Source organism: Ruegeria sp. CDSA021, assembly GCF_059612325.1.
This window is the reverse complement of the sequence record NZ_JBXWQJ010000015.1, coordinates 21,929-45,658: the sequence shown is the minus strand read 5'-3', so window position 1 is coordinate 45,658 and position 23,730 is coordinate 21,929. Positions and strand designations below refer to the sequence as shown.

At 55.4% G+C, this 23,730-nt stretch carries 17 protein-coding genes; 7 read left to right on the top strand and 10 right to left on the bottom strand.

Annotation, left to right across the window (positions count from 1 at the left end):
* Window positions 1-33 precede the first annotated feature (33 nt).
* From AC2FLD_RS17995 to AC2FLD_RS17970, 6 genes are all read right to left on the bottom strand, one after another.
* Window positions 34-1,581, bottom strand: a complete 1,548-nt coding sequence (locus tag AC2FLD_RS17995) for a hypothetical protein (protein WP_496671939.1) — start codon at window positions 1,579-1,581, stop codon at window positions 34-36.
* A 182-nt stretch (window positions 1,582-1,763) separates the two neighbouring features.
* On the bottom strand, window positions 1,764-3,383 hold the full coding sequence (xrtD, locus tag AC2FLD_RS17990; RefSeq protein ID WP_496671936.1) for a VPLPA-CTERM-specific exosortase XrtD: 1,620 nt from the start codon (window positions 3,381-3,383) through the stop codon (window positions 1,764-1,766).
* 132 nt (window positions 3,384-3,515) lie between these two features.
* Window positions 3,516-4,949, bottom strand: coding sequence for a hypothetical protein (locus tag AC2FLD_RS17985; RefSeq protein ID WP_496671933.1), 1,434 nt, complete (start codon window positions 4,947-4,949; stop codon window positions 3,516-3,518).
* A gap of 156 nt (window positions 4,950-5,105) precedes the next feature.
* On the bottom strand, window positions 5,106-5,717 hold the full coding sequence (locus AC2FLD_RS17980; RefSeq protein ID WP_496671931.1) for a polysaccharide biosynthesis/export family protein: 612 nt from the start codon (window positions 5,715-5,717) through the stop codon (window positions 5,106-5,108).
* Window positions 5,718-5,831: 114 nt separating this feature from the next.
* A complete protein-coding gene (locus tag AC2FLD_RS17975) occupies window positions 5,832-8,285 on the bottom strand; it encodes a tetratricopeptide repeat protein (RefSeq protein WP_496671928.1) in 2,454 nt (817 codons plus the stop codon).
* Between the two features lie 70 nt (window positions 8,286-8,355).
* Window positions 8,356-9,045, bottom strand: coding sequence for a sugar transferase (locus AC2FLD_RS17970; RefSeq protein ID WP_496671925.1), 690 nt, complete (start codon window positions 9,043-9,045; stop codon window positions 8,356-8,358).
* A 589-nt stretch (window positions 9,046-9,634) separates the two neighbouring features.
* Here AC2FLD_RS17970 and AC2FLD_RS17965 point away from each other — a divergent pair.
* The 4 genes from AC2FLD_RS17965 to AC2FLD_RS17950 are packed head-to-tail and all read left to right on the top strand — an operon-like array spanning window position 9,635 to window position 13,828.
* Window positions 9,635-10,558 carry an ExeA family protein gene (locus tag AC2FLD_RS17965; protein WP_298854402.1) on the top strand — a complete coding sequence of 308 codons (924 nt, stop codon included), beginning with the start codon at window positions 9,635-9,637 and terminating at the stop codon, window positions 10,556-10,558.
* Between the two features lies 1 nt (window position 10,559).
* The gene (locus AC2FLD_RS17960; protein WP_496671922.1) at window positions 10,560-12,098 is read left to right on the top strand and encodes a GumC family protein; all 1,539 of its coding nucleotides are present in this window, start codon (window positions 10,560-10,562) and stop codon (window positions 12,096-12,098) included.
* 31 nt (window positions 12,099-12,129) lie between these two features.
* The gene (locus AC2FLD_RS17955) at window positions 12,130-12,963 is read left to right on the top strand and encodes a CpsD/CapB family tyrosine-protein kinase (RefSeq protein WP_496671919.1); all 834 of its coding nucleotides are present in this window, start codon (window positions 12,130-12,132) and stop codon (window positions 12,961-12,963) included.
* A complete protein-coding gene (locus tag AC2FLD_RS17950) occupies window positions 12,944-13,828 on the top strand; it encodes a glycosyltransferase family 2 protein (protein ID WP_496671916.1) in 885 nt (294 codons plus the stop codon). Before AC2FLD_RS17955 ends, AC2FLD_RS17950 begins: the two co-directional genes overlap by 20 nt.
* A gap of 61 nt (window positions 13,829-13,889) precedes the next feature.
* Here AC2FLD_RS17950 and AC2FLD_RS17945 read toward each other — a convergent pair whose 3' ends face one another.
* Entirely contained in the window at window positions 13,890-14,426 is a 537-nt protein-coding gene (locus tag AC2FLD_RS17945; protein ID WP_496671913.1) for a VPLPA-CTERM sorting domain-containing protein, read from the bottom strand.
* 631 nt (window positions 14,427-15,057) lie between these two features.
* Between AC2FLD_RS17945 and AC2FLD_RS17940 the strand changes: the two genes are divergently transcribed.
* The 3 genes from AC2FLD_RS17940 (at window position 15,058) to AC2FLD_RS17930 (ending at window position 18,468) form a co-directional block, all read left to right on the top strand.
* Window positions 15,058-15,768 carry a methyltransferase domain-containing protein gene (locus AC2FLD_RS17940; protein ID WP_496671911.1) on the top strand — a complete coding sequence of 237 codons (711 nt, stop codon included), beginning with the start codon at window positions 15,058-15,060 and terminating at the stop codon, window positions 15,766-15,768.
* A gap of 184 nt (window positions 15,769-15,952) precedes the next feature.
* Window positions 15,953-17,446 (top strand): hypothetical protein, encoded by a 1,494-nt coding sequence (locus AC2FLD_RS17935; protein WP_496671908.1) that lies wholly within the window; start codon window positions 15,953-15,955, stop codon window positions 17,444-17,446.
* Window positions 17,443-18,468 carry a glycosyltransferase family 2 protein gene (locus AC2FLD_RS17930; protein WP_496803726.1) on the top strand — a complete coding sequence of 342 codons (1,026 nt, stop codon included), beginning with the start codon at window positions 17,443-17,445 and terminating at the stop codon, window positions 18,466-18,468. Before AC2FLD_RS17935 ends, AC2FLD_RS17930 begins: the two co-directional genes overlap by 4 nt.
* Window positions 18,469-18,505: 37 nt before the next feature.
* Here the strand turns inward: AC2FLD_RS17930 and AC2FLD_RS17925 are convergent, their stop codons facing one another.
* From AC2FLD_RS17925 to AC2FLD_RS17915, 3 genes are all read right to left on the bottom strand, one after another.
* Window positions 18,506-19,315: an FkbM family methyltransferase gene (locus tag AC2FLD_RS17925; protein ID WP_496672105.1), complete on the bottom strand. Its 810-nt coding sequence runs from the start codon at window positions 19,313-19,315 to the stop codon at window positions 18,506-18,508.
* Between the two features lie 65 nt (window positions 19,316-19,380).
* Window positions 19,381-21,345 carry a hypothetical protein gene (locus AC2FLD_RS17920; RefSeq protein ID WP_496672102.1) on the bottom strand — a complete coding sequence of 655 codons (1,965 nt, stop codon included), beginning with the start codon at window positions 21,343-21,345 and terminating at the stop codon, window positions 19,381-19,383.
* Between the two features lie 323 nt (window positions 21,346-21,668).
* Window positions 21,669-23,153, bottom strand: a complete 1,485-nt coding sequence (locus tag AC2FLD_RS17915; RefSeq protein ID WP_496672099.1) for an NAD(P)/FAD-dependent oxidoreductase — start codon at window positions 23,151-23,153, stop codon at window positions 21,669-21,671.
* Between the last annotated feature and the right edge of the window lie 577 nt (window positions 23,154-23,730).

Genomic DNA, 23,730 nt, shown 5'->3' with positions numbered 1-23,730 from the left:
TCTGGGTTACTGGCACTATCATGGGATACACAATCATTTTGAAGCTGATCTTTGATACAATATCCATGGTACGGTTGTCGCAAGAATATTGAACCCCTGGACCTGGGGCGGAAACGATTCCTTCGAGCAAACGACAATTGTATCGGCTTTGGCGTTTGACAATGCGGCTATCGCGGACGGCACGGTACGATTTATGTCCGAAGCAACGTTCTGAACCGCGTTTTGCACATGGGCCAGCGGCCCGATTATGTGCAGCGGGTGTTGGGCCGGATCGGCGAAGGTGGGGACCGCGGTGCCGTTAAAGATCATGAGAAAGGGCAGGGGGCCGCAGTTGGGCCGAGAAAACCCTGGATCCTTGATGTCTTCGATATAAGCACCCGCGCCCAGGTTACGCGTGTCGTGGCTGCTCAGTGCATCAAGATAAGAGGCGTAATTTCTGCCATCCTGATACCATCCGATGCTCAGCATCAGGTTTCGCGCCAGAAACAGCCCGGCGATCATCGCAATGGCGAGTGTGCGGGACGACGATTTCGCATCGGGGGCCAGAGACAGGCTTGCGGCCAGCAGTGCCAGAAGCAAAAGTGGGATGCGTTCGCCCAAATGTCCGACACCAAACAGGGCCGGGGGCGTGATCAGGATCAGCAGCACACATAGGGCCACTGCAAGTTTCATGCGTCTGTCGATCTGCCAGACCCCGGTCACGAGACCACCGATCAGCAGGCCCCACAACACGATGCCAAAACCCCAGTCGATCGATTGCCATGTGGTTTCGGCCACGCGAAGGAAACCGCCGACCCTCAGATAGGCTTCGGTGCTCAGCCGAACCCATAATGTCCCCTGTTCGGCATGGCTGAGAAGACTTTGTATCGGCGTGCTGCTTCCTGCGCTTATGGTTTTCGTCTGGGTAAACAACAGGGCTGGCACAACAGCGACCAGCACAAGCCTTGCAGCTTTGTTGAAAAGAGTACGCGCCCCCGGATTGCCCGACCCAAGAGCAAGCGACAGCTCGATCATACACAGCAGCAGCCCCCACAGAGCAAAGGCCAGCCCGTGAATGAAAAACAGGAGCACGCCTATGCACATAGTAACGCTCAGTTGCCGGACAGGCCGGTCCTGTGCCGCAATCCAGTATCCGATTGCACCCAGCAGAACCCCTAATCCAAGCAGAAAATTTGAAAACCCCCAGATCAGGATGTGGTTATACGCCACCAGACCGGCCAGAAACACGGTCAGTACCGAGACGTGGCCGTGCAGAACGCGTGCAAGGTACAAAATGCCTGCGAAGGGGGCTGCAATGATCAACCCTGCTATCAGCTTGGCCCCCAAAAGCGGGGGCAGGACGTGCATGATACCCGCGCCCAGAATGTCCAGCCCGAGGTTGGGCAGCACTTGCCAGGCGGCTTCATAATTCTGTTGCAGCATGGCCGATTCCGGCAGCTTGGCCAGAATGTAATAGCGGGCGACATGGGCGTAGAAATCCGTCAGCGGCAGAACGGGTGTTACGCATAGGGGAACGAGGCTGGCAAACAGAACCAGTGCCAGAACCGGGCGCAGTGAACGGCGTTGAGGTGTCGTAATCATTTCTGCCGCAGGCACATTTTCACCTACATACCAAGAACTAAAAAACCTGATCCCTCAGATATCAGTAACAGATCATTGTGCAATCTATATTGCTTAATGCCATCTGAAACCCGGGATGCAATGACTTCAGGAGAAGGATTTGGTGGCTAGGGCGCTGCGATCACGTCGAGCTTGCCGTCTTTCTAAAACGGTACAAACCGCGGCAGGCGGTTCAGGCTCGGCTCCATGAAACGTTGCAACCTTGCATCCGCATCCGCTTCGGTTTCGCCGGGCAGGATGGGGGTCACAAACCGGACCAGAGCGCCATCGGTGCGCCCCATGGTGAAGCCGTCCTGAATGACGCTCATCTTGGCCCGGAAATCGTTGACCATACGTTTGCCACGCTGCTCGAACCAGTAATAGACCAGCTGTTTTGACAACTCTTTCTGAATCACTGCGCGGTTCACAGCGAAGCTGCCATAAGGCGTGTTCCCGGGGTTAATCTCATACGGTTCGAGGCTGAAGATTTCCCAGCCACCCACCGGCAGGCAGACCTCGGGAGAATGGATACCGTCACCTTCGCTTTGTTTGTCGTAGAAGGCCACGAACATGTTCACGAAGTCGCCCGAACTGGTGTCGATATAGGTAGCATGAAGGTAATCGCTGGCACCCAGAACCTGTTCAACCTGTGGATCCAACGTGGTGGGCGACCCGGACCAGGGGCCAAGCTGCCGTGGATAGAGAACAAACGGGTCACGCTCGACAGGCTGCACTTCGGAAGCGGGCCGCAGGGTCCAGGCGGTTGAAACCGCAAGCGTCAGAAGAGCCGCGATCGCCAGCGCCACCGATGCGCGAATGCCAAAGATACGCAACGCAACAGAACCCAGCCCCTGGGTATCCAGATCAATGGTCTCGCTGAAAGGTTGCGGATTCGGAGCCAGACGCTGCAACCCGATTGCCATCAGGAACAGGATAGCGACGCAAAGCAGGAAGATAATCCAGCCTTCGAAGAAATGCATAAAGCCTTCAGCCTGCTCGATGCCGTGCTGGTTGACCAGCACGCCGATCACGCCGATGCGGATCGAGTTCATCAGCACGGTCAAAGGGGCCGCCGAAACCAGCAAAACCACCTTGTGCCAGATCGGGCCACGGTAAAGCAGGGCAAAGAGATACGAGAAGCTCAGGATCGGGAACAGGTAGCGCAGCCCGGAACAGGCCTCGGCCACCTGCAGTTTGTAGACCCCCAGGTCGATGATGTTGCCTTCGATGAAAACCGAAACACCGGCCATCTGCACGAACCAGACGCCCAGCTCGGACGAAATCCATTGCAGGAAGATCGTGAGCTTCCAATAGACGAACTGCGGCAGGGGCAGCATGAACACCAGATGCAGTACGGGCAGCTGATGATATTTGCCCCGCTGCCAGCCGAACACGGTCAGCATGATGCCGCCCACCCAGATGATCATGGCATAGGTGACGATATCGGGAATACGGGCCAGGTTGCCCAAAATGGCAACGAGCAGGGCAACTGCAATCACCGCCACCCCCGGCCAGCGATCATGCACAACCGGGTTGGGTGGTGGCATATCCCGCAATTCACGCAGGAACAGATACAGCGAGATGATCGGAATCAGCGGGCCATGGCTGTATTCGGGGGTGCTCCAGGCGGCGCCCAGAGACACGATCCCGATCCAGAAGACGGGTACCGATCCAAACAACAGCAGGACAAACCAGAACAGCCCGACGGTGTTCATGACCGGCAAGCCTCTCCGGGCCGTTTCAAGGATATTACGGCGGCTGTTTTTCGAATCGAGGTGATGCATCACTGTTCATCATGCACATTAAGGTGCGGCCTGAAATTATGACGGCTCAAGTTCCCGCTATTTTGATCCGTTTTCGGGACATTGAGCGCGGGTTGTCCTGATTGTCGATATCATGAACCGCGTGAATGAACGTCAGGGTTTGAGAGAAAAGCGCCGGCCCAAAGTCAGAAAGACCGAGTTTGAAGTTGCCTTAAAGCCGTTCTGATCGTCCATCTCATATTGGTACCCCACGTTTACAGCCCAGTCTTTTGTGACCGCCCGTGTATAGGACGCACTAAACGTACCGCGCTGGCGCGGGTTGGGTTGACCGGTTCCCTCGTCTTCCTGGTCGATGTAATCGATACTGAAAGACAGCCCCGATACCGGGTTGATGAAATAGTCATATGTCAAAAACACCAGTGTTTCACGTGTTTCTATGCTCTGCGTACTGGTGCCGACCCGGCGTTGCACCGTTGCTCCGATCCGGGAACTGGCCAGCTGATAGCTGTAGTCGAGCTGCCCGATCGGTGTGACTTCGTCGAATGGTCCTCTGGTCAGGCCAACGTTGAAGCTCAGCACTCCGCTGGCGCGCTGAAAACTGCGGCCGGCCGTTGCGTTTATCCGCGACCCATTAACCCCGAATGTCTGGTCAATCTGAAAATCTGCCGAGCCGTCTGGCAGGGTTTTGTTCCATGCGAAATCCCAGACGAAATCCTCGGTCACGGTGTTGGTATTGGTTGTGCGCTGCGTGTCATCCACCTGACTGTAGCCGATATTCGCACTGACGGTGGTAACGGGAGATACGTTATAGGTCCCCCCTACTGTTACAACCGTCGTTTGCTCATCGGTTCGCACGTTGTCTTCTGCAGAGAAATCAGTGTAGCCGAGACGGAGGTTAGCCTGAAAAACCGGTGACACCCGCAATGTCGTGATTGCCGTGTAATTGCTTGACTTGTTGTCGAACAGGTTCGGATCGATTGTGTTTGTATAAGTGCGTTCGCTATAGCTGTAGATGAATTGGAACCCGATTGGATCATTCAGGCCGGTTTGCCAATTCAGGTTGCCCAGGGAGTTGACCTGATCCCCGATGGTTCCGATCACATCGGCGGCATCAATTCTGCCATCCAGATTGGTGTCGGTCAGTGAACGGTTAAAGGCCAGATCCTGTTCGCGATAATCCAATAGCAGGTCAAGCTGGCTGTTAAGGCGCGACCGCTGATACGACAGGCGGGCAGAGGGGTCTGCAAAATCGGATTCCGTTCCGATAATCGGTTCATTGGCGACCCGGTACAGCCCGGAAAGATCAAGCGCTAATCTCGAATCCGAGGTCTGCTTCAGAATACCCAGAGCCAGCGTATTCTCCCACCAGGTCGTGGACCCAAGCGAAGGGTCGGTCAGGCGAAGATTGCTGTCATGCCTGAGCGACGAGAAATAATCCAGGGTCACACTCAGGCCGGTACCTGTCCCAGGCTGCTGACCGGTTGGCAGACCGACCCTGCGGGCCGGGTTTCGCTGTGCCCGTTGTGCGATCAATTGCTGGCTGGGCGTTTGCTGCACGACCGTCGAAGCAACTGTGGTCTGTTGCACGGATGTTTGCTGTGTCGAGGTCTGTGTCTGCTGCGTAGTCGTTTGTTGTGTCGAAGCCTGCTGCCCGACGGCTGGTGTAAACGAACTTATGACAGCGATCCCGCCCCCCAGAATGGTGGACAGCCTGCTCCTGGATTTCCCCACCTGTATCAGCCCCTATTCGAACAAGCGGCGTGCTGGTACGACAACCACGTCTCCGGGTCTAAGCACTGTATTGCCTTGGATGCCACCGCCCGAGCCTTTGTAGTTATAAGTATATTTTCTCATCACGCCTGTTTTACTGTCAGCCCGGCGCAATTCGATGCGCTTGCGGGCCGCGAAATTGGTCAGACCACCAGCCTGAGCCAAAACCTGAAGAATTGTTGTGCCTTCGGTTGCCAGATGCTTGCCGGGCACATTGACCTCGCCCATGATGAAAACATCGATGGTTGGTCCGGATGCCGCCTGTCCGCCCAGAAGCGGTGGCGGGGCCAGCGACGCCACTGAAATAAAGACTGTCGGCGGCGTATTGAAATTCGAGGCCAACGCCGATGAGAGTGACGCGCTCAATCCGCTGGTTGACTGGCCGGCTGCCCGGATCGAACCGGCAAGCGGGAAGTTGATGGACCCGTCCGGCAGAACCAGAATGGTCCGATTCAGGGTGGGGTCTTCGAGAACTTCAACCTGCAGCGCATCGCCCGGTTGGATTTGATAGGATTGCGCCCATGATCCAGTGGCCGCGATCATGGCAATGACAAGAGCGATTAATGATCCGAGGACTGTACGCATATTCAAATCTCTCACTTTTTTCCTTTATGCCGCCCTGCAGGATACAAAACAATCTGCAGGGAGTCTGATACATACAAGATGCGGCAGAAATGCAGCGGCGTCATCAACTCTGTGTTAGTGGCTGTTGGTGGATATGGCGTTCAGCTGTTCGATCTCAGCCTCCACCAAGGATGCGACTTCCGTAGAAGCCCCGCTGAAAGCCCTGGCCTTATGGAAAAGACGCAGAGCATCTTCGTTCCGCTCCAAAGCCGCATATGTTTTTCCCAGATGATATAGTACCAGGGGATGTTCAGGGAACGCCGCTGCCGCAGGTTCAAGATAGGCGACCGCCTCTTCATAATTTCCCACCCGGTAGGCGACCCAGCCATATGTTTCCTGGAAGACCGGTTCCTGTGTGCCCCGCAGACGTTGCGCCAAAACCTGTGCGCGCCGCAGACTCTCCTCATCGGTGCGATATGTTGTCAGCAGGCTTGCAAGATTGTTGGCTACAATCAGAGAGCGATTGGTGATCGGATAAAGCTTTTCGTATGTTGCGATGGCCTGGCCCAGATCTCCGCTGCGTTCGTAATCCGTCGCCTGCAGCATGAGCAAGGCCGGGTTTTCAGGCAGATTGGCCAATGCCTCGGTCAGAATTTCCCTGGCCTGATCGGGCGCGTTCCGTTCCGTTGCCAATCCGTGCAGCGCAATCCATGCCCGCGTCGTAGTCGGATATTCCTCAAGAATGACACGGTAGAGTTGTTCGGCTTCACTGCGGCTGCCTTCACTGATCAACGCGCGGGCTTTGATCAGGCGGATTGGCAGAGAGTCGGGATTTTCCGCAAGCAACTGGTCAAGGTGTGCGAAGGCTTCGGCCGTCTGCCCTTTTGTAAGCATCAGGCGAACAAGCGCGATATCGGCGGGCAGGCCAAATTCGGGATCATCCGCCAGCTCGTTCAGGAAAGAGGTCAGCTCCTGTGTCCGTTGCTGTGCGGCCAGCATGTGCGCCCTGAGCTCATTCGCAGAGCGTCGTGTTCCCGGGTTGTCCAGATCCCTGATGGCATCAAGGACGGTTTCCAGGCGGTCCCAATCCTGCATGCTCAGATATACTTCTCCCAACAGAAGCAGAAGCTCGGAATGTTCCGGAGTCTGGCGCAGGGCTTGGGCCAAAACACGTTCGGCGATCACCAGATCACCTTCCGCGATCAGAAATCGGGCATAGCGCAGCGTTTCGTCCGGTGCGTTCCCGGAAATTTCCGTCGCCAGCGCCAGCATCTCGCCCATCAGTTCCCTGTCTCCGTTGCGCTCATGCGCCTGGGCCATCAGGGTCATCAATTGCGGGTCGCGGGGTGCCTGACCGAGCGCTTCGCGCAAAAGCACAATCGCATCGCCGGTCTTGTCCTCATCAATCAGCCAGGACGCCTTGAACTTGAGAGCGCTGACCTGAGCTGCATCCTCGGACAGGACTTTTTCAACCAAAGCGCGGGCTTCATTGGACTGGCCGACCTGAAACAGCATGAGGGCAAACTCTACCTCACTGGCGCGGGTCTGTATGTTTCTTTCCGCCCCTTCCAGCAGTGTCTGCATCTCGGCGATCGCGGTCTGTTCATCACCTGATCGGAATTTCAGCGCTGCCCGCACCGTCTTGAATTGGAACGTGTTCGGGCCGTTCTGAGCGATGATCGTATCCAGCTCACCAATGGCCGCTGCAGAGTCGCGGTTATCGTTCAGAAAGGCGATCAGCCGCTGTGTCGGCATGTGATCTTCAGCGAGCGGATCCACCTCGGCCCGCAGCATCTGTTCTGCCGCATCCAGATTCCCCTGATCGATATAATGTTCCACAAGCAACTGCTCGACGCCCTCATCGTCAGGGAATGTCGCGGCCATCTGCCGAAGAAACGTCTCGATTTCTGCGGGCATATCCAGTTCCTGAAGTGCGCGGAGCCGGATTCCATAAAGGCTTTCTTCCATTGGATCGGTGGCTATGGCCACCTCTGTTTCCTGCAGAACACCGGGCCAGTCCTCATCGCGGATCAGATGGTCAATTACGATTTGGCGCGCGGTCATCAGTTTCGGATGGCTTTTGATCATCTCGCGGGCCCTATGGACGGCGACGTCCACACCTGCGAAATCCCCACCCCTGACCGCGTCGGTATAAGCCAGCATGTTATTGATGGATTTGATTTCGATATCATCCGGAGCCAGAGCGCTTGCCAATGCGCCGTGACGCCTGACATCTTCCCAATTCCCCACTTCCAGAGCCATCTCAGCAAGGTTGCGATGGCCCTCAAGGTTGTCTGGATACTGTTCTATCAGCCGCAGATACTGACCATATGCAATCGAGATGTTGCCGCGCTCGCGCTCCACCTTGGCAAAGGTCAACCGTGCTTCTTTGTGCTGACCGTTGAGGTTGAAAACATTTCTGAACTCAACAAGTGCGCGCTCGACATCACCAGCTTCCAGATGGGCCAACCCTGCCTGGAAATGCGCTTCGGCCCGTTCCTCGGCCGAGTCGCACGCGCTCAGCAGGAGCGTCGCCGCAAAAAGGGCGACAATCAGTCGTGCACCAACAGAAGGTACGATCCAGTTCATTGCTGTTCTCCTGCAAAACTTAAGGAAAAAGCATACAACCAATCAATCTGTTCGGCTGCATGGCCCGTTCTCAGCAACCCGTGCCGCGCAGGACAACGAAAATGGTCCGGAACACGATTGAAACATCTGTACTGAACGACATGCTTTTCCAATATTCGGTATCGTGAAACGCACGCTCAGCAAATGTGGACTGATTGCGTTTCGAAACCTGCCAGGGTCCCGAAAGGCCGGGGCGCATGGCGGTATAGAATTTTCCAGGATAAAGCTCTTTCTGGTTCACCATCATCGGGCGGGGGCCGACCACGGACATTTCACCGGTAAAAACGTTCCAGAACTGCGGCAGCTCATCCATCGAGGATTTGCGCAGGAAAGTTCCGAATTTGATGATACGCGGGTCATTGCGCAGCTTCTGATCGCGATCCCATTCTTCCTGGGCTTCGGGGTTCGTCGCCAGATGCTCCTGCAGTACGGTTTCAGCATCATGCACCATGGTGCGCAATTTAAGCATCTTGAAGGCTTTGCCATTCTTGCCGACACGTTCCTGCCGATAAAACGGGGTCACGCCCTGACACGCAAGAAACGCGGCCAGCAACAGCACCACCGGCACGACAAAAGGCGCTGCAAGCACTGCGAACGCTATGTCAAAAAGACGCTTGCCCCCGCTTCTGTATATCCCTGGATATGACACTGCGGCAGGCACAACAGAAATGCCGGAGTAGCCCGCGCCAGCGTTGGCCACTTCTTTCGAATGACTTGTCACTATTTAAACCCCCAACACACAAAATTACTCACGAACCACTTACCAAACTCAGGAACCGAACACGCTCGACCTCAACTACATATATTTAAAATCTTATATTTTTATACCACTTCGACCTTGCACTTACTCACTTGCGAGGTCGCTTTCCCGTATACAACTGTTAACAAATTCCACCTGTCTTGCAAAACATTAATGCTGGCGAACATGTTCTCTGATCGCTGAATACAGGTGCTTTTTTACGGTATCATGAAGCTGCGCCCAGCTGATCCGACGAAAATTCATGAATTTTCGTTTCCCATAGGGACACAATGAGTGGAGTTTTTATTCTTTAGATTTGATTTCCGCCTTTGGATTCTCTTTTTATGTGTGATCACACCAAGTTCTGGCCGCCTCTTTCCTGGTCAACCCATTAAGGATGCAACGGAAACAATCGCACCAAACGCCTCCGATTGAGAGAGCGGAAAGGTCAATTCACCGCGTGTGCAGTTTAGTGATGCCTGCTATCTTGATTTTGTGACAAAGTAGTACCCAAGTACTTTTTGTTTATGTGATGTGTTCGTTGTGTAAGGGATTTCTGGTGGTTCAGAGTATGAGTTTGGATAATCTCCGGGGGGCCAGTGCGAGGTTTGACAAGGCAGAAGGCAACCGAGGTGCAATGGCGTCCAGCGACGGGTTTTATCTAGATTATTTCGGGCTTGACCGACGGCCCTTCACGCTGCTTCCGGATCCCGGATTCATGTACTGGTCACCGCTGCACAAACGCGGTTACTCGGTGCTGCAATTCGGCGTCATGAGCTGCGCCCCCATCACGGTGCTGACCGGAGAGATCGGGGCCGGGAAAACAACCCTTGTGCAGCATCTGCTGAGCGAAATGGAAGATTCGATCACCGTTGGGCTGATCTCGAATGCGCAGGGCGGTCGCGGAGAATTGCTGCAATGGGTCCTGCACGCGCTGGGTCTGCCGATTGAGGCGGATGCAAGCTATGTACAGATATTCCGGGCGCTGCAGGATTTTCTTGTCGCGGAATATGCCGAAGGTCGGCGGGTGGTTCTGATCTTTGACGAAGCGCAGAACCTGACTGTCGAAGGGTTGGAAGAAATCCGGATGCTGACCAATATCAACTCGAACACGGATGAGCTGATCCAGCTTGTTCTGGTTGGCCAGCCCGAATTGCGCGACATGGTTCTGGACCCGAAAATGCGTCAGCTGACGCAGCGCGTTGCGGCAAGCTTTCATCTGGAACGGATGGATGAGCCATCGGTCGAAGCCTATATCAGGCACAGGATGAAAACGGCTGGCGGTTCAGGTGACGAGTTTTCGGAAGAGGCCTGCAAGCTGATTTTTCAACAGACCCGCGGTGTCCCACGCCTGGTCAACCAGTTCTGCGATTTCGCCCTGCTTTATGCCTGGACGAATGAAGCGGATAAAGTCGATGAAACCATCATCAATCAGGTGGCTGATGATGGTGTATTCTTTGGCGGAAATTCACTCGAGAAGGAGCTGACGGTCTAAGATGGGTCCTGTACGCTACTATTTCTCCATTTTCCTGAGACGGTTTCCGTATTTTCTGATCGTCGCCCTGATCGTGTCTGTTGCGTCATTCATTGTCGCCAGATCACTGCCTGCCACATATGTCTCAACGATGCGCCTGATTGTTGAATCGCCTCAGATTCCGGGTAATCTGGCGGCCAGTACCGTCACGACGCCTGCGGCAGAACAGCTTCAGATCATCGAACAGCGCCTGCTGACCCGGCCGATCCTTCTGGAAATCGCCCGTGAGTTTCAGGTTCTGCCCGACCAGGATGAGGCAAGCCCTGATCAGGTTGTCAAAGCCATGCGCAAGAACACCTCGATCTGGATTTCCAGCGGCCTCAATCAGGCCAGCCTGATGACGATCAGTTTCGAGGCACGAACCGGCCCGATCGCGGCTGGTGTATTGAATGCGTATCTGACGGAAATCCAGAAGCTGGATGTCTCGTATCGCAAGGAACGCGCGACCGACACGCTGACCTTCTTCCAGCTGGAAGTCGACCGCCTGAGTAACGAGCTAAGCAGGCGCAGCGCCCGCATCCTTGAGTTCAAGAATGACAACTCTGATGCGCTCCCCGACAGCCTGCAATTCAGGCTGGCCCAACAGGGGGCATTGCAAACCAATCTTGAACAGACGGATCAGCAGATATTTTCCCTTAAGTCACAGCGGGAAAATCTCATGAATATCTTCAGTTCGACAGGGCAGGTTGTCGGGCCTCCGCAACAAAACCAGACCCCGGCACAACAGCAGTTAAGTCAGCTGCAGTCACAGCTCGACAATCTGCTCGTGGTCTATTCCGAGAACAGCCCGCAGATCAAACTGCTCCGCGCCAGGATTGAAAAGCTTGAGAAAGTTGTAGCTGCCGAACAAGCAAACGCCCCGGCGCCATCTAACCAGACGGGAAATTCATCCCTTGACCTGCAACTGGCGCAGATCGATTCACAGATTGCAGCGCTCGAAGATCAGCGCCGCGTGATTCAGGATCGGCTCGACGCGCTGACCCTGACGATTGACCAGACCCCGGCCAACGCCATCACGCTTGCAGAATTGCAGCGCGAACACGACAATATTCAAAGCCAGTATAATGTCGCGATCAGCCGGCTGGCCGATGCTTCGACCGGAGAACGGATCGAAGTTACGTCCCAGGGGCAGCGTATTTCCGTCATTGAACACCCCTCTACGCCAACCGAACCGGCCAAACCGAACCGATTGATGATCGCCGGAGGGGGGGCCGCCTTTGGCATCGCACTGGGGCTGGGGCTTGTGGTTCTGCTGGAGATTCTGAACCGGTCCGTACGTCGACCCGAAGATCTGATCAGCAAGCTTGAAGTCTGGCCGATTGCCACCATTCCCTATGCCCCGTCACGCGGCGAGGTGATCATGCAGCGAACCGTATGGGGTGGGATCATATTGGCCATTCTGGTCGGAGTTCCCGCTGCGGTCTGGGCGGTGCACATCTATTACCTGCCCCTCGATCTTATTGCAGAGAGAGTCATGGATAAGCTGGAGACATTCTGGTGAGTATTGTTTCGATTGATTTGGTGGAAATGTAATGGACCGTCTTCAGCAAGCGATTCAGAAGGCGCGTGAAGAACGCAACAGCCGACAGCAATCCCAGCCTGTGCCTGCCGCAGAAGTTCAGCAGCCCCCGGCACCGCATGAAAGCGTTGATGAAGATGTTTGGCTGGCTGTGCCGGAAATAAAGATCGAGCAACGCCTCATCTCTCGCAACCGTTTGATGTCATTCCATGGCGGCGCAGACGCATCACCTTATGACATGTTGCGCACCAAGATGCTGCAGCAGACTCTCTCCAATGACTGGCACCGGATCGCACTGACATCCCCTTACAGCGGATGCGGCAAAAGCACGACGACCGCCAATCTGGCCTTCAGCCTGGGGCGGCAGGAAGAATTGCGCACGATCGTGATCGATTTCGACATGCGGCGTCGAGGGCTGGCCGAGATCCTGAAACAAACCGGCAGCCACAGCATGGCAGACGTTATTCAGGGGAAGATACCGTTCCACGAACATGCATTGCGTTATGGGAACAATGTGCTCTTCGGGTTAAATTACGCATCGACACGAAACCCGGCGGAAGTTCTGCAAAGCCGACGGGCAATCGAATTTCTTGAGCAGCTCGAGGCGGACTACAAACCTGACATCATTCTGTTCGACACGCCCCCCCTGATGATGAGCGATGACAGCCACGGATTTCTCAGGAATGTCGATTGCGCCCTGCTTCTGGCGGCGGCCGAAGAGACCAGCATAGATCATATCGACGTTGCCGAGCAGCAACTGGCGGGATTGACCAGCGTCATGGGAATCGTGTTGAACAAATGCCGGTACATCAGCGGGACGTTTGGCAATGAGTACGGATCCTACTGACGCAGCTCCGATCGATGCGGTGATCATTCCCCATTACAATGATCTGCCCCGGCTGGAACGGTGCCTTCTTGCCCTGAGAGAGAATGACCTGACGGCGACGGAAATCATCGTTGTCGACAACAATTCTCCGGTATCGCTGGAGGCGATACGGCAGTCCTTTCCCGAAATGCGTTTTGTCACCGAACACCAAAAAGGTGCAGCTCATGCGCGCAACCGTGGGGTTGCCGAGACCACGGCACAGCGGTTGTTCTTCATCGATGCCGATTGTGTGCCCGCGCCGGACTGGTTGACCGTCGGGCGACAGGTCGCGGATCAGGCCGATCTGATCGGTGGCCGGGTGGATGTTTTTGACGAAACCCCGTCACCCCGCAGCGGTGCCGAAGCGTTCGAGGCTGTTTTTGCATTCAACTTCCGCAGGTATATCGAGGTTCAGGGGTTTTCCGGTGCGGGCAACCTGTTGACCCGGCGGGATGTGTTCGATGCAATCGGCGGCTTCATCAACGGTGTATCGGAAGATCGGGAATGGACCATGCGCGCGGTCACGCGAGGTTATAACCTGATATACCGGGATGACTTTCGCGTCAGCCATCCATCCCGGCAGGATTGGCCCGCGCTCAAAGCCAAGTGGCGGCGCACGACACAAGAAGCGTATCTGCTGCATGGCACCAATCCCGGTGCGCGGCTACGGTGGGCAATCCGGGGGTTGGCCATGCCCGCCAGCGCGATCGTGCATACGCCAAAGGTCATCTCCAGCGACAAGCTGGCCTCGGCAGGCGAAACATGGCGGGCGATCTCCACATTGTTCCGGCTCAGATGCCAGAGGATGATCTGGATGCTGCATCAGGCGGCGGGCGGCAACATCTGACCAAAAGAAAAGGGACCGTGAAAACGGCCCCTTGCTTTGTCTGTCAGGTTTGTGTGTCCGCTCAGGCGGCCTTGCGGCGGCGCGTCAGAGCCAAACCGCCAAGCGCAGTCAGAAGCAGCAGACCACCGGCGGGCAGCGGAACTGCGGCCACGTCAAAGTCAAAGCTGATCGGACCACCATTTGTCGTCGATTGCGAATTGGACCAGCTGAACACAAGGTTCTGGCTCAGGGAATTCGGGCTCACGCTGCTGAACAATGTGGTGAGCGTGCTCTGAATGCCACCCAGAACTGCTGTGGACGCCAGAACGTTGCCGGGGTTCTTGGCATCGACCCAGCTCATGGTCAGACCTGTGAACGCACCCAGTACCCGAATGGTAATCGATGCATTCGCGACACCAACGAGCGGATCAATCGGCGATGTGAAGTTGACCGAGTACGAACCAGGCCCGCCAAATGTGGAAACGGATCCGATAAAGGCCGTATCAGATTTAATGTCATAGCTGCCGCCTGCCGTCACCGAGGTCAGCGCGCTGGCCGATCCGGCCATCATTACAGCAGCAACAACCCCTGCCGCCATCATTTTCAAACTTCTAAACATACAAAGTCCCACCTTTGATTTTTATACACACAACCCGCTCGAAATCCCGGCAGGGCACCTACTGCAAACATTAGTAATTCATTTCTATTTGATTGCGAAGGATTTTTCTTGGAACTGTGGCTTTTTTTGGGCGCAGCGCCCCTTTAGCCAGCACAATAAGCTCATGGATTACAGTTTGTTTCTTTAACGTGAACCAGAATCGCCCAAATAAGGCGAATCTGCGTCTGGAAAAACATGCCAACTTCCAGCGATTCCAAGCGTTCTGGCACGGCACCACACACAATCCGAGCAGGTTTAAACGGTGCAAAACTGTACTCGATCTCTCCGCGATAAGGTGCAACCGAAACAACCTTTTCACATGGCGCGCGCCTGCGTGCCGCACAGGGCGGGAAACAATACAAATCATTTCGATGCACTGTCCATTTTCAGCACTTCACAAAGGACCAGCAGACCACGCCAGAAGAGAAAAAGACCAGAAACCCGGGGTCGGCCATATTTCTCCTTCGACGACCCGAAAGTTTCGTGTAGCCTTGGACTGTTATTGTACCAAGTTCAGGCACGCATCCTCAATCGGAAGTTGTTTTTAGCCGTTTGTTCATTGTGCCTGCCTATTAGCGAGGAGACGTTACGCATGGGTGTTGGCCAGAACATAGCCGCTGAGAATGCGAACTGGACCTTTGGGGGCAATGTTCCCGATACGTTTGTAGACCACATCAAATTATCTGTTCCTCTTTACGAAATGGGCCACGGCCTGATCTGTCAGGTTTCGGATTTCTTCGTCCGCAATGACAGCCTTTGTTATGAAATCGGCACATCGACCGGGGAGTTGATCCGCAAGCTTGCGGAACATAATGCCGGTAAGCCGGATGCGCGCTGGATCGGCATCGATGTCGAACCCGAGATGGTGAAAGTCGCCGAAGCTCATTGTGCGGATGTCCCGAACATTTCCATTCTTCATGACGATGCCCGTCATATGGAGATGGAAAAGGCGGACATGATCGTCAGCTATTATACAATGCAGTTCATCCCGCCCCGGTACCGGCAAGAACTGTTCACCAAGATCTACAACACCCTGAACTGGGGTGGTGCGTTTGTCATGTTCGAAAAGGTCCGGGGGCCGGATGCGCGGTTTCAGGATCTTGTGACCCAACTCTATAACGAGTTCAAAATCGGCCACGGGTTCTCAAGCGAAGAAATTGTCGAAAAGGCGCGCAGCCTGAAAAGCGTGCTGGAGCCGTTTTCCACCCAGGGCAATCTGGATCTGCTGGGCCGGGCCGGCTTCAAGGATGTGATGAGCATTCAGAAATATATTTGTTTTGAAGGTTTTCTTGCGATCAAATGATTGCTTAGCGCGATTTCGGGTGATGGCCATAGTAGAACTCGGCCCCACAGCCCGCTGGACGGAGGCAGCCAGAAACGCTGATGAACATGTCTGTTTCGAATCTCGATAACATGCGCCCAAGCATCGGGCGCAGTCCGGGCACGACCGCATCCCGCGTGACCGGACCAAATGCTGCGGAAACGACATGAGCGTATCGATGCCCTCAGACAAGCTGTCCTGGCAGACCCGGTCGGTCCTGCTGGTCGTACTGGCGGGTCTTGCCTGTCTGTCCGTGTTTCTGATCAACGGCGGTCCGCTCTATTATTTTGACACAGGCAGTTACATTCGACAGGGCAGCGTGGCCCTGAACAGCCTGCTGCCGCTGGTGAACGAGACCGGCACGACGGGCGGCACTTACACCGCAGATGACGACGAGACTGCAACCGGCTCCCGCTCGCTGATTTATGGCCTCATCATGGCCGCGTTTTTTCGCGCTGACGCCCTTTACGCTGTTCCGGTCATCCATCTGGCTGCCACGCTTTTTACGGCCTTGATGCTGGCGCGAACGGCTGGCCGGTCTCTGGGCGGTGCGCAGAACACAATGCTGATGACCGCAATCCCGCTTCTGGCGGCGGCCAGCACCTCTTTGCCGTTTTACATCGCCTATATGATGCCGGACATATTCGCACCAATTCTCCTGATCGCGATTGCCGCACTCACCGCCTTTGGGCAGACAATGCGTCTCTGGGAGCTTTTTCTGATCTCGGGGCTGGCTCTGTTCTGCATTGTGCTGCATCCGTCGCATCTGGCGATCACAGGGCTGATGATCCCTTTTGTCGCCCTGACGGCTCTGGGTCGCAGGATGCCGAAGCGCTGGCGCGCAACGGTCCTGATGGTGATGCTCCTGACGCTTGCGGCGGCCGAGCGCAAGGCCTTCCAGATCACCGTTGAAGCCCAGATGAACAAGGAAGTTGTCTATACCCCGCATATCACTGCGCGGCTTATCGTTGACGGGCCGGGAATGGACTATCTGAAGGATGTCTGCCCGGACGCAAGTATACCAACCTGCGCGCTGTATGAGGCGCTTTCATGGTCGGATGACCCTTACAGACTGACCGCATCCCATATCATTTTCGAGCGCTCTTCTCGGCTGGGGTCGTTCCGTCTGCTGTCGCCAGAGGAGCAAAAACAAGTGGCGCTGGCACAGGGGGACTTTGCCAAGGCAGTCTTCCTGTCGAGGCCGATTGCGACGTCTTTCGCATTGGCCAAAAACGGCTATCACCAGATTATACGCTATAGCGTCAACATGACAATTCCGACGGATGTGGAATTGACCAACGCACGCACGCTGGCCCGCCTCGACGAGGCGCAGTACGATTTGATTCAGAAAGGGAATCTGGCCTGGGACAGGACTTGGATCGAAACCATCGATATAGTGCATGGCGCGATCTATGCCGTGTCTTTTGCCTTTATCGTCATTGTTTTGCTTCGGCCCGGTAGTGTGTCGCGTGACATGAAGCTGTTTGCGCTGTTCATCTTGATCGGAATAGCGGTCAACGCACTGGTTTGTGGGGGAGTATCACAACCCGCGGATCGTTACGGCGCGCGCGTGATGTGGCTATTGCCCTTTACAGCCGCCTTTCTTTTCCTTGTTCAGCGCTCAGGCGCTTCGCGTATCATTGCCGGAGATCCTTCGTGAGTTCAGATCAACCCCTTTCCATCAGCGTGGTCATGCCGGCTTACAACGCCGAACATCTGCTCCCGCGCGTTTTGCCGCCATTGATTGAGATGCTGAATACCGGACAGGTGCAGCAGGTTCTGGTGGTGGATGACCAGTCCCCGGACGGCACTGCGGCGCTGGCACGGGAAATGGGCGCAACCGTTCTGGCCACACCCGTCAATGGCGGTCCCGGAGCCGCCCGCAACCTGGCCGCCCAGCAGGCTACGGGCGATATCCTGTGGTTTGTGGATTCCGATGTCATCGCCTGGCCGGACGGGCCGGAACATATTCGCCGGGCGATGTCCGAAGACAATGTAGGTGCCGTGTTCGGATCCTATGATGATGCCCCGGACGGGCAGGCCTGGTTTTCACGCTACAAGAACCTTCTGCATCGCTATCACCATCAGCGCGCCCGCCGCGAGGCGCGCACCTTCTGGGCCGGGTGTGGCGCCATCCGGCGCGACGTGTTTCTTGAGGTTGGCGGGTTCGATGTCAAAACCTATGAGGTCCCCTCGATCGAGGATATCGAACTGGGTTATCGGATCGCGGCCACCGGTCGCCGTATCCTGGTCGAGCCACTTTTACAGGGCAAACACCTGAAGGTCTGGACCATCCGCAACAGCTTGAGCACGGATATCTTCTGCCGTGCCCTGCCCTGGGCCCGGCTGATGATCTCGCGCGAGGGGCTGACGGATGACCTGAACACCTCAATGGCTGAACGCGCACGGGCCGCAATCGCCGGGCTGCTGTTGCTGTCGCTTCTGGCCCTGCCGTTCTGGCCCGGAAGCTGGCCTTTGCCTTTTGTGTTACTGGCTGCGGCCTTTGTCGCCAATCTCGATCTGGTCCGCGCCATGTCCGGACATGGCGGGCCGTGGTTTGCGTTCAAATGTCTGCTCTATCATCAGGTCTATTACGTCTACTCGGCCACCATCTATGTCTGGTGCCTGTTCGAATATCACATGCTGGGTCAGAAGCAGAAATTACGTGTCACGCGGAACTAGAGATCCGCGTAACACGGGTGAATATTGAGGTCAGCAGTCAGAACTGCTTTGCCGGCAATTGTTCAAACGGCAATTTTTCGACCTGATCGAAACGCGGATTACTCTCGTGAACATAGAACGTGTCGTAGAGCGAATTACGTACAAAGTGATAACCATTGGAAAACAGCAAGTCATTCAGCTCTGGCGTTGGACGTTCGATCGTCATTGCCAGAAAGCGGTATTTGTCGAATGGGAAATCGCGCAGAATTCGTGTTTCCGACCCTTCGACATCCAAGCTGAAATAGTCGATGTCTTTCGGTGCGTTATAGCGGTCGAACACCTCGTCCAGAGGCACAGCTTCTACCGTGACAACCTTGCCCTTCTCGCGGAACCTGGCCAGTTTCGCGGCACGGCGCTCGGTCATGTTATCGGCTTCATCCACCAGCAGGCTGCTGCGCTGGCCGTCGATCATGAATTCCAGCTGGCCGGGTTCGGGATCGACCGCCAGCGGGACTGGTGTGGCCGAACGATGATGCCAGTTGATGATCTTGTTGAAATTCACCGGATTGGGCTCGATCAGCAGTCCGGTCCAGCCATAATGTTTTTCAAGGGCAAAGGTGTTGGAATCGGAAAACCCATCCGCAGCACCTAGCTCGACAAAAAAGCCATTGCGCTTGCCGTTATAGACTTCGTTGATCACCCACATATCCTGCCCACGGTCCGAGACTTGCTTGGGCAGGTAGCCAAGATTGTTCATGGCAAATCGACGGCTGAAATTCCGGGTGCTGACCACACCGATATAAGCGAAATAGGCTGGCTTTTGGAGGAGCGGATAGGTTTCGACCAGCTTGGTGAGATTCTGCTTCATAAAGTTCTCCACTTAACCGCCCGCTCTTGGCTTTTCGGGCAAAAACATTGTTGCACAGACATCGGCTACCTTAACCCTGCAATTTTCGCGATATCCCACACCGGATACAGCGTTTCGCGCGTTCCACGTCCGAAAATTGTGTCGAATGGCACATGATAGACACGCGCAATGCTGATCGGAACGTTGGTGTTCCCAAGGTCGCTTTCGTAAGCTGCCCGATCACGCACCACCAGAATCCGATCTTCGACCACTGCGCCGATCATGGTCTCTCCGTCTTGCAAGGGTTCGGATGCGGGGCGGATGAAATAGTCCGCGACAGTGTCGTCGGGTACGGGCATTCCGGCGTACACATAAACCGAGAGCCCACCGGCCATATAGCGGTTTTCAAGCTCGGCCTGTGTCCAGATCGGCGGGAAGGCTTCATCGAGCAACGCCTGCACGACGCGCATCTCGTCCAGATCAGGGAACGGGGCGGTCTCGGTTTCAATCGCAATGCGATGCCCCAAGTTCCGCGTCTGGGTAAACGGGCGCACTGACTCCGGCCAGCTGATCCAGGCGCTGATCGCCACCCCGGCCAGCGCACCGACCAGCGCCGGTGCAGGCGCGGCTTGAACTGGACGCAGGCGCCAGAAAATGATCAGCGGAATGACTGCGGCGGGTGCGAAATGATGCGGCAGGATGCGATAGGCCTGAACATAGAAAAACAGAACATAGGAGATAACGGTCAGGGTCAGGGCTTTGGACAATTTGTCCTGCCAGCGCCACGCCAGCAGGGCTAGACCGGGCAATATCCCGCAGGGCAGCAACCAGAACAGGAACCGTCCGGTGTCAAAGATCGTGACGAACCGCAGGCGGCGCAGGATGCTGCTCGTGTTGAACTCACTGGACACACTTGTCAGCCCCGACGACCGCAGCACCATTTCAAGCAGCGATGCCAGGATCACGATGCCAACGGCGATCACTCCTCCAGCGATCACCTGCCGGAACGGCAAAGGTTGGGTCAGCACGAAATAAGAGACCAGGAAGAAGCCGATCAGCAGAATACCGTTCGGCGCGGTCAGTAAAGCCAGCGTGGACACAACCGCCATCCAGCCAAATTTCCGTTCGGTAAAGAACAAGATATAGCCCAGGACCCCAAGCAGGATCATCGGCTCGCGCGTCATGGGCAAGGCGATATCGGCGAAATACGGGTTGTAAGACGGGTTGAATGCCATCACGAAGGAAAACAGAAGCAGCGCAGCCCCAAGCCCGAGAACAGAGCGCGCATCGGTACGCCCGTCCGGGCTGCGCACAAATCCCAGCATGACCCCAAACAGGATCGAAAGGCCGGGTAGATAGGCCAGGCGAATAGAAACCTCATAGGGCCCAAAGAACCGCATAAACCCGGTTTGCAAGAAGGTCTCCGTTATCATCTTCGGGGTCGGATACCCGCCGATCCCACCGGAGTCCGGCGGCCAGAGCGGCAGGCCACGGGTTATGAACAGCATCGCGTTCAGGAAACTATGTGCGCCGTCATCATTCAGCGCTTCCCAATAGAACTTGGGCGTCATCAGGATCAGCACCGCCAGCGGCAGCAGGATCATGCCGACGACATCCCATCCCCTGCCTCGGAAGATATCCGGACCGGATCGGGTGGAGATCAGACCAATGCCAGGCAGGCAGAGCAGAACGACCAGAATGGTGAAGGTCGCCTCGGTCATGGTAATACCGCTGGTGGCCTGCAGTGCAGCCGCGACGGCGGGCACACCAAACAGGGAAAACGTGAATCCCTTGAGCAGCCAGTGCTCGAAACGATCCCCGGGCGTTGCAATTCCCAACGCCAAAAGCAGGCCCGGCGCAACAAACAACGCCGATGCCGACATAACCGCCAGCGGCACCCAGACATACAAGAACAGCACTTCACTTACGATGAAGTAGGGCGAGGCACCATCTGCTAGTGCCGACTTTGCTGCTAGCATGGCCGCAAGATCCTGACCAGCCACCACAATGCCGGTCAGCACAATCAGGATTATTGAAAGGCGCAATACCATCACGTCTTATACAAACTCATCAAAATACAGCAGTCGCAAATTGCACCGCGAAAACCATATTGGCTTCCTGCTGAATGTAAGCTTCCTCAATCAACCAATTTCCTGATACCATGTAATTCTCGTCAGGTTACGGATTTTATGCCAGCCGGATGGATTGCAGGCGCAATGCGATATCAATACATCCGATCTGTTTACATTGGCGGAATTGAGGAAACAAAAACCTGAATCCGCTTCATGTGCATTTCAGGTCACCCAGCAGACATGGCCAGCTCAAATCACTCTGAATCTGCAAATGCGCAGCCCCCGGGGCTGAAGGTCCGGGATCAGAGCGCGGTACTTTTTCTGAAGGCCCCCTTGGAAGTAGACTTCTTCTTGGCGTCGGCCTCGAACTCCTCGTGATAGGACCGCTCAACATTGACATCCCAGACGTCATGATTTTCACCCAGGATATTGCGCGCCGCGTACATCGCCGACAGCATTGAATGATCCTGGTTGTTGTAGCGGTGCAATCCATTGCGACCCACGGTCTGGAAGTTTTCCAGCGTCTTCAGCCAGTCGCTGACCGTGTCCAGGGCGTCCTTGTATTCGCTGTCATAGACCGGATAAGCCTTGGGCTGCCGGATAACTGCGTGATCGATGACATCACTGGCCTTGGCCAGACCAAGCTTTTCAAGCTCTTCACTGGCAAGATGCCTGAGATCCTCGTCACTTGAGGACCACAACCCGTCACCCTTCTGACAGAAATATTCCATCCCGATCGAGGCAGTGTTCTGATCGGGCAGCATTTCTGCCGACCAGGCCCGGAAATTCTGGATGCGACCAACCTTCACCTGCGGGCTGTGGATGTAAATCCAGTTGTCCGGGAACGGGTCTGCGTGATCCAGGATCAGGGTCACGATAAGGAAATCACGATACCGCAGGCGGTCTGCCGCCTCGACAACTTCGGGCGGCGGCGGCGGGTCAAAAGCGTGGATCAGATCGCGCACCGCCATCGAGTTGATGAACTCTGTGCCCTCCACCCGCTCAGTGTGTTTTTCGCCATCCTCGGTCCAGTGGCGCACATCGATCGAGGTGACGCGATTGCCATCGCGGTTCACCTGGATCACTTCGGAATGGGTTTCGACCGAACCGCCCTTTTCCCCGATCAGATCGCGGGTCTTTTCCCACATCATACCGGGCCCCAGACGGGGATATTGGAATTCCTCGATCAGGCTGGCCGTGTCATTGGCCCCGGAAATCGCGTTCCAGACCGCCTTGGGCAGGGACAGGTTCTTGATCCGCTGCGCGGCCCAGTCGGCGCGGATTTCCGACGGCGGAATACCCCAGACCTTCTTTGTATAGCTGTGGAAGAAATGCATGTAGAGCCGTCCGCCGAAACGGTTGATTACCCATTCTTCGAACGTGTCTTCCTGCGGCTTCGGCCGCAGCTTCCATTTGATGAAGCTGCCGACAATCTTATACGTCTCGTAAGGCCCAATATTGCCAAGAGCGTTGAAGATACGCAGTGGGTAATCGTAGAATTTATTTCTGTAGAAAATGCGGCTCAGGCGTTGCACTGTGATGAAATCATCCCCCATCACCTCGTGCCACATCTCTTCGACCTCACGCACCTTGGTGAAAAACCGGTGACCACCAATATCGAAGCGATAGCCTTTATGCGTTTCGGTTCGTGAGATGCCACCAACCATGTCCGAGGCTTCAAACACCCGGGGAACATGTGTGTCGCTCAGTTTCTGAAGTTCATAGGCTGCTGTCAGCCCTGCAGGACCACCACCGATGACTACAACGGGAACAATATCTTTTTTCAAATGACTAACACCCATACCAAAACACTGACCTAAGGCTATAAGAGGTTATCCGAGATTCACAACAAATTCCTAATGGCTCCCAAAAGGGAAAACCTACCCGCCATTTGTTTCACTCTCTGCAGGGCGAAACGGAAGCATGAATAAGTCGGCAATGACAGCGCCCGAACCCAAAGCTCCGGAACACCCGGAAGCCTCGATCACCTCTCCTGCAAGCCGGATATCTGGCTTGCAGGGAACACAATCTCTACCGCTCTTCAGGCAACGGACAAAGAACTCAATATACTGATTAATAAATAGTTATTTATATCAAAATCTGCTTTTGCACGTTTTAACCCCACTATTGTCAAATCCGAAGCGTTGCGGTGGCAGGCTCCATGTCTCCGACCCTCCCCCGCCATCCATTCGTACCACAGAATGTGTTGCGATCTGTCCATAGTTCTGACGCGGGAGGACGTGTCAACAATATCTCCCCATCCATCATATTGTGCATACCTAGATACCAGAGCACACGGAAATCGGATGCATCACGACTCGGAGCATTGTGAATCTTGACATGGGCGCACCGCTCCCGTCCTAC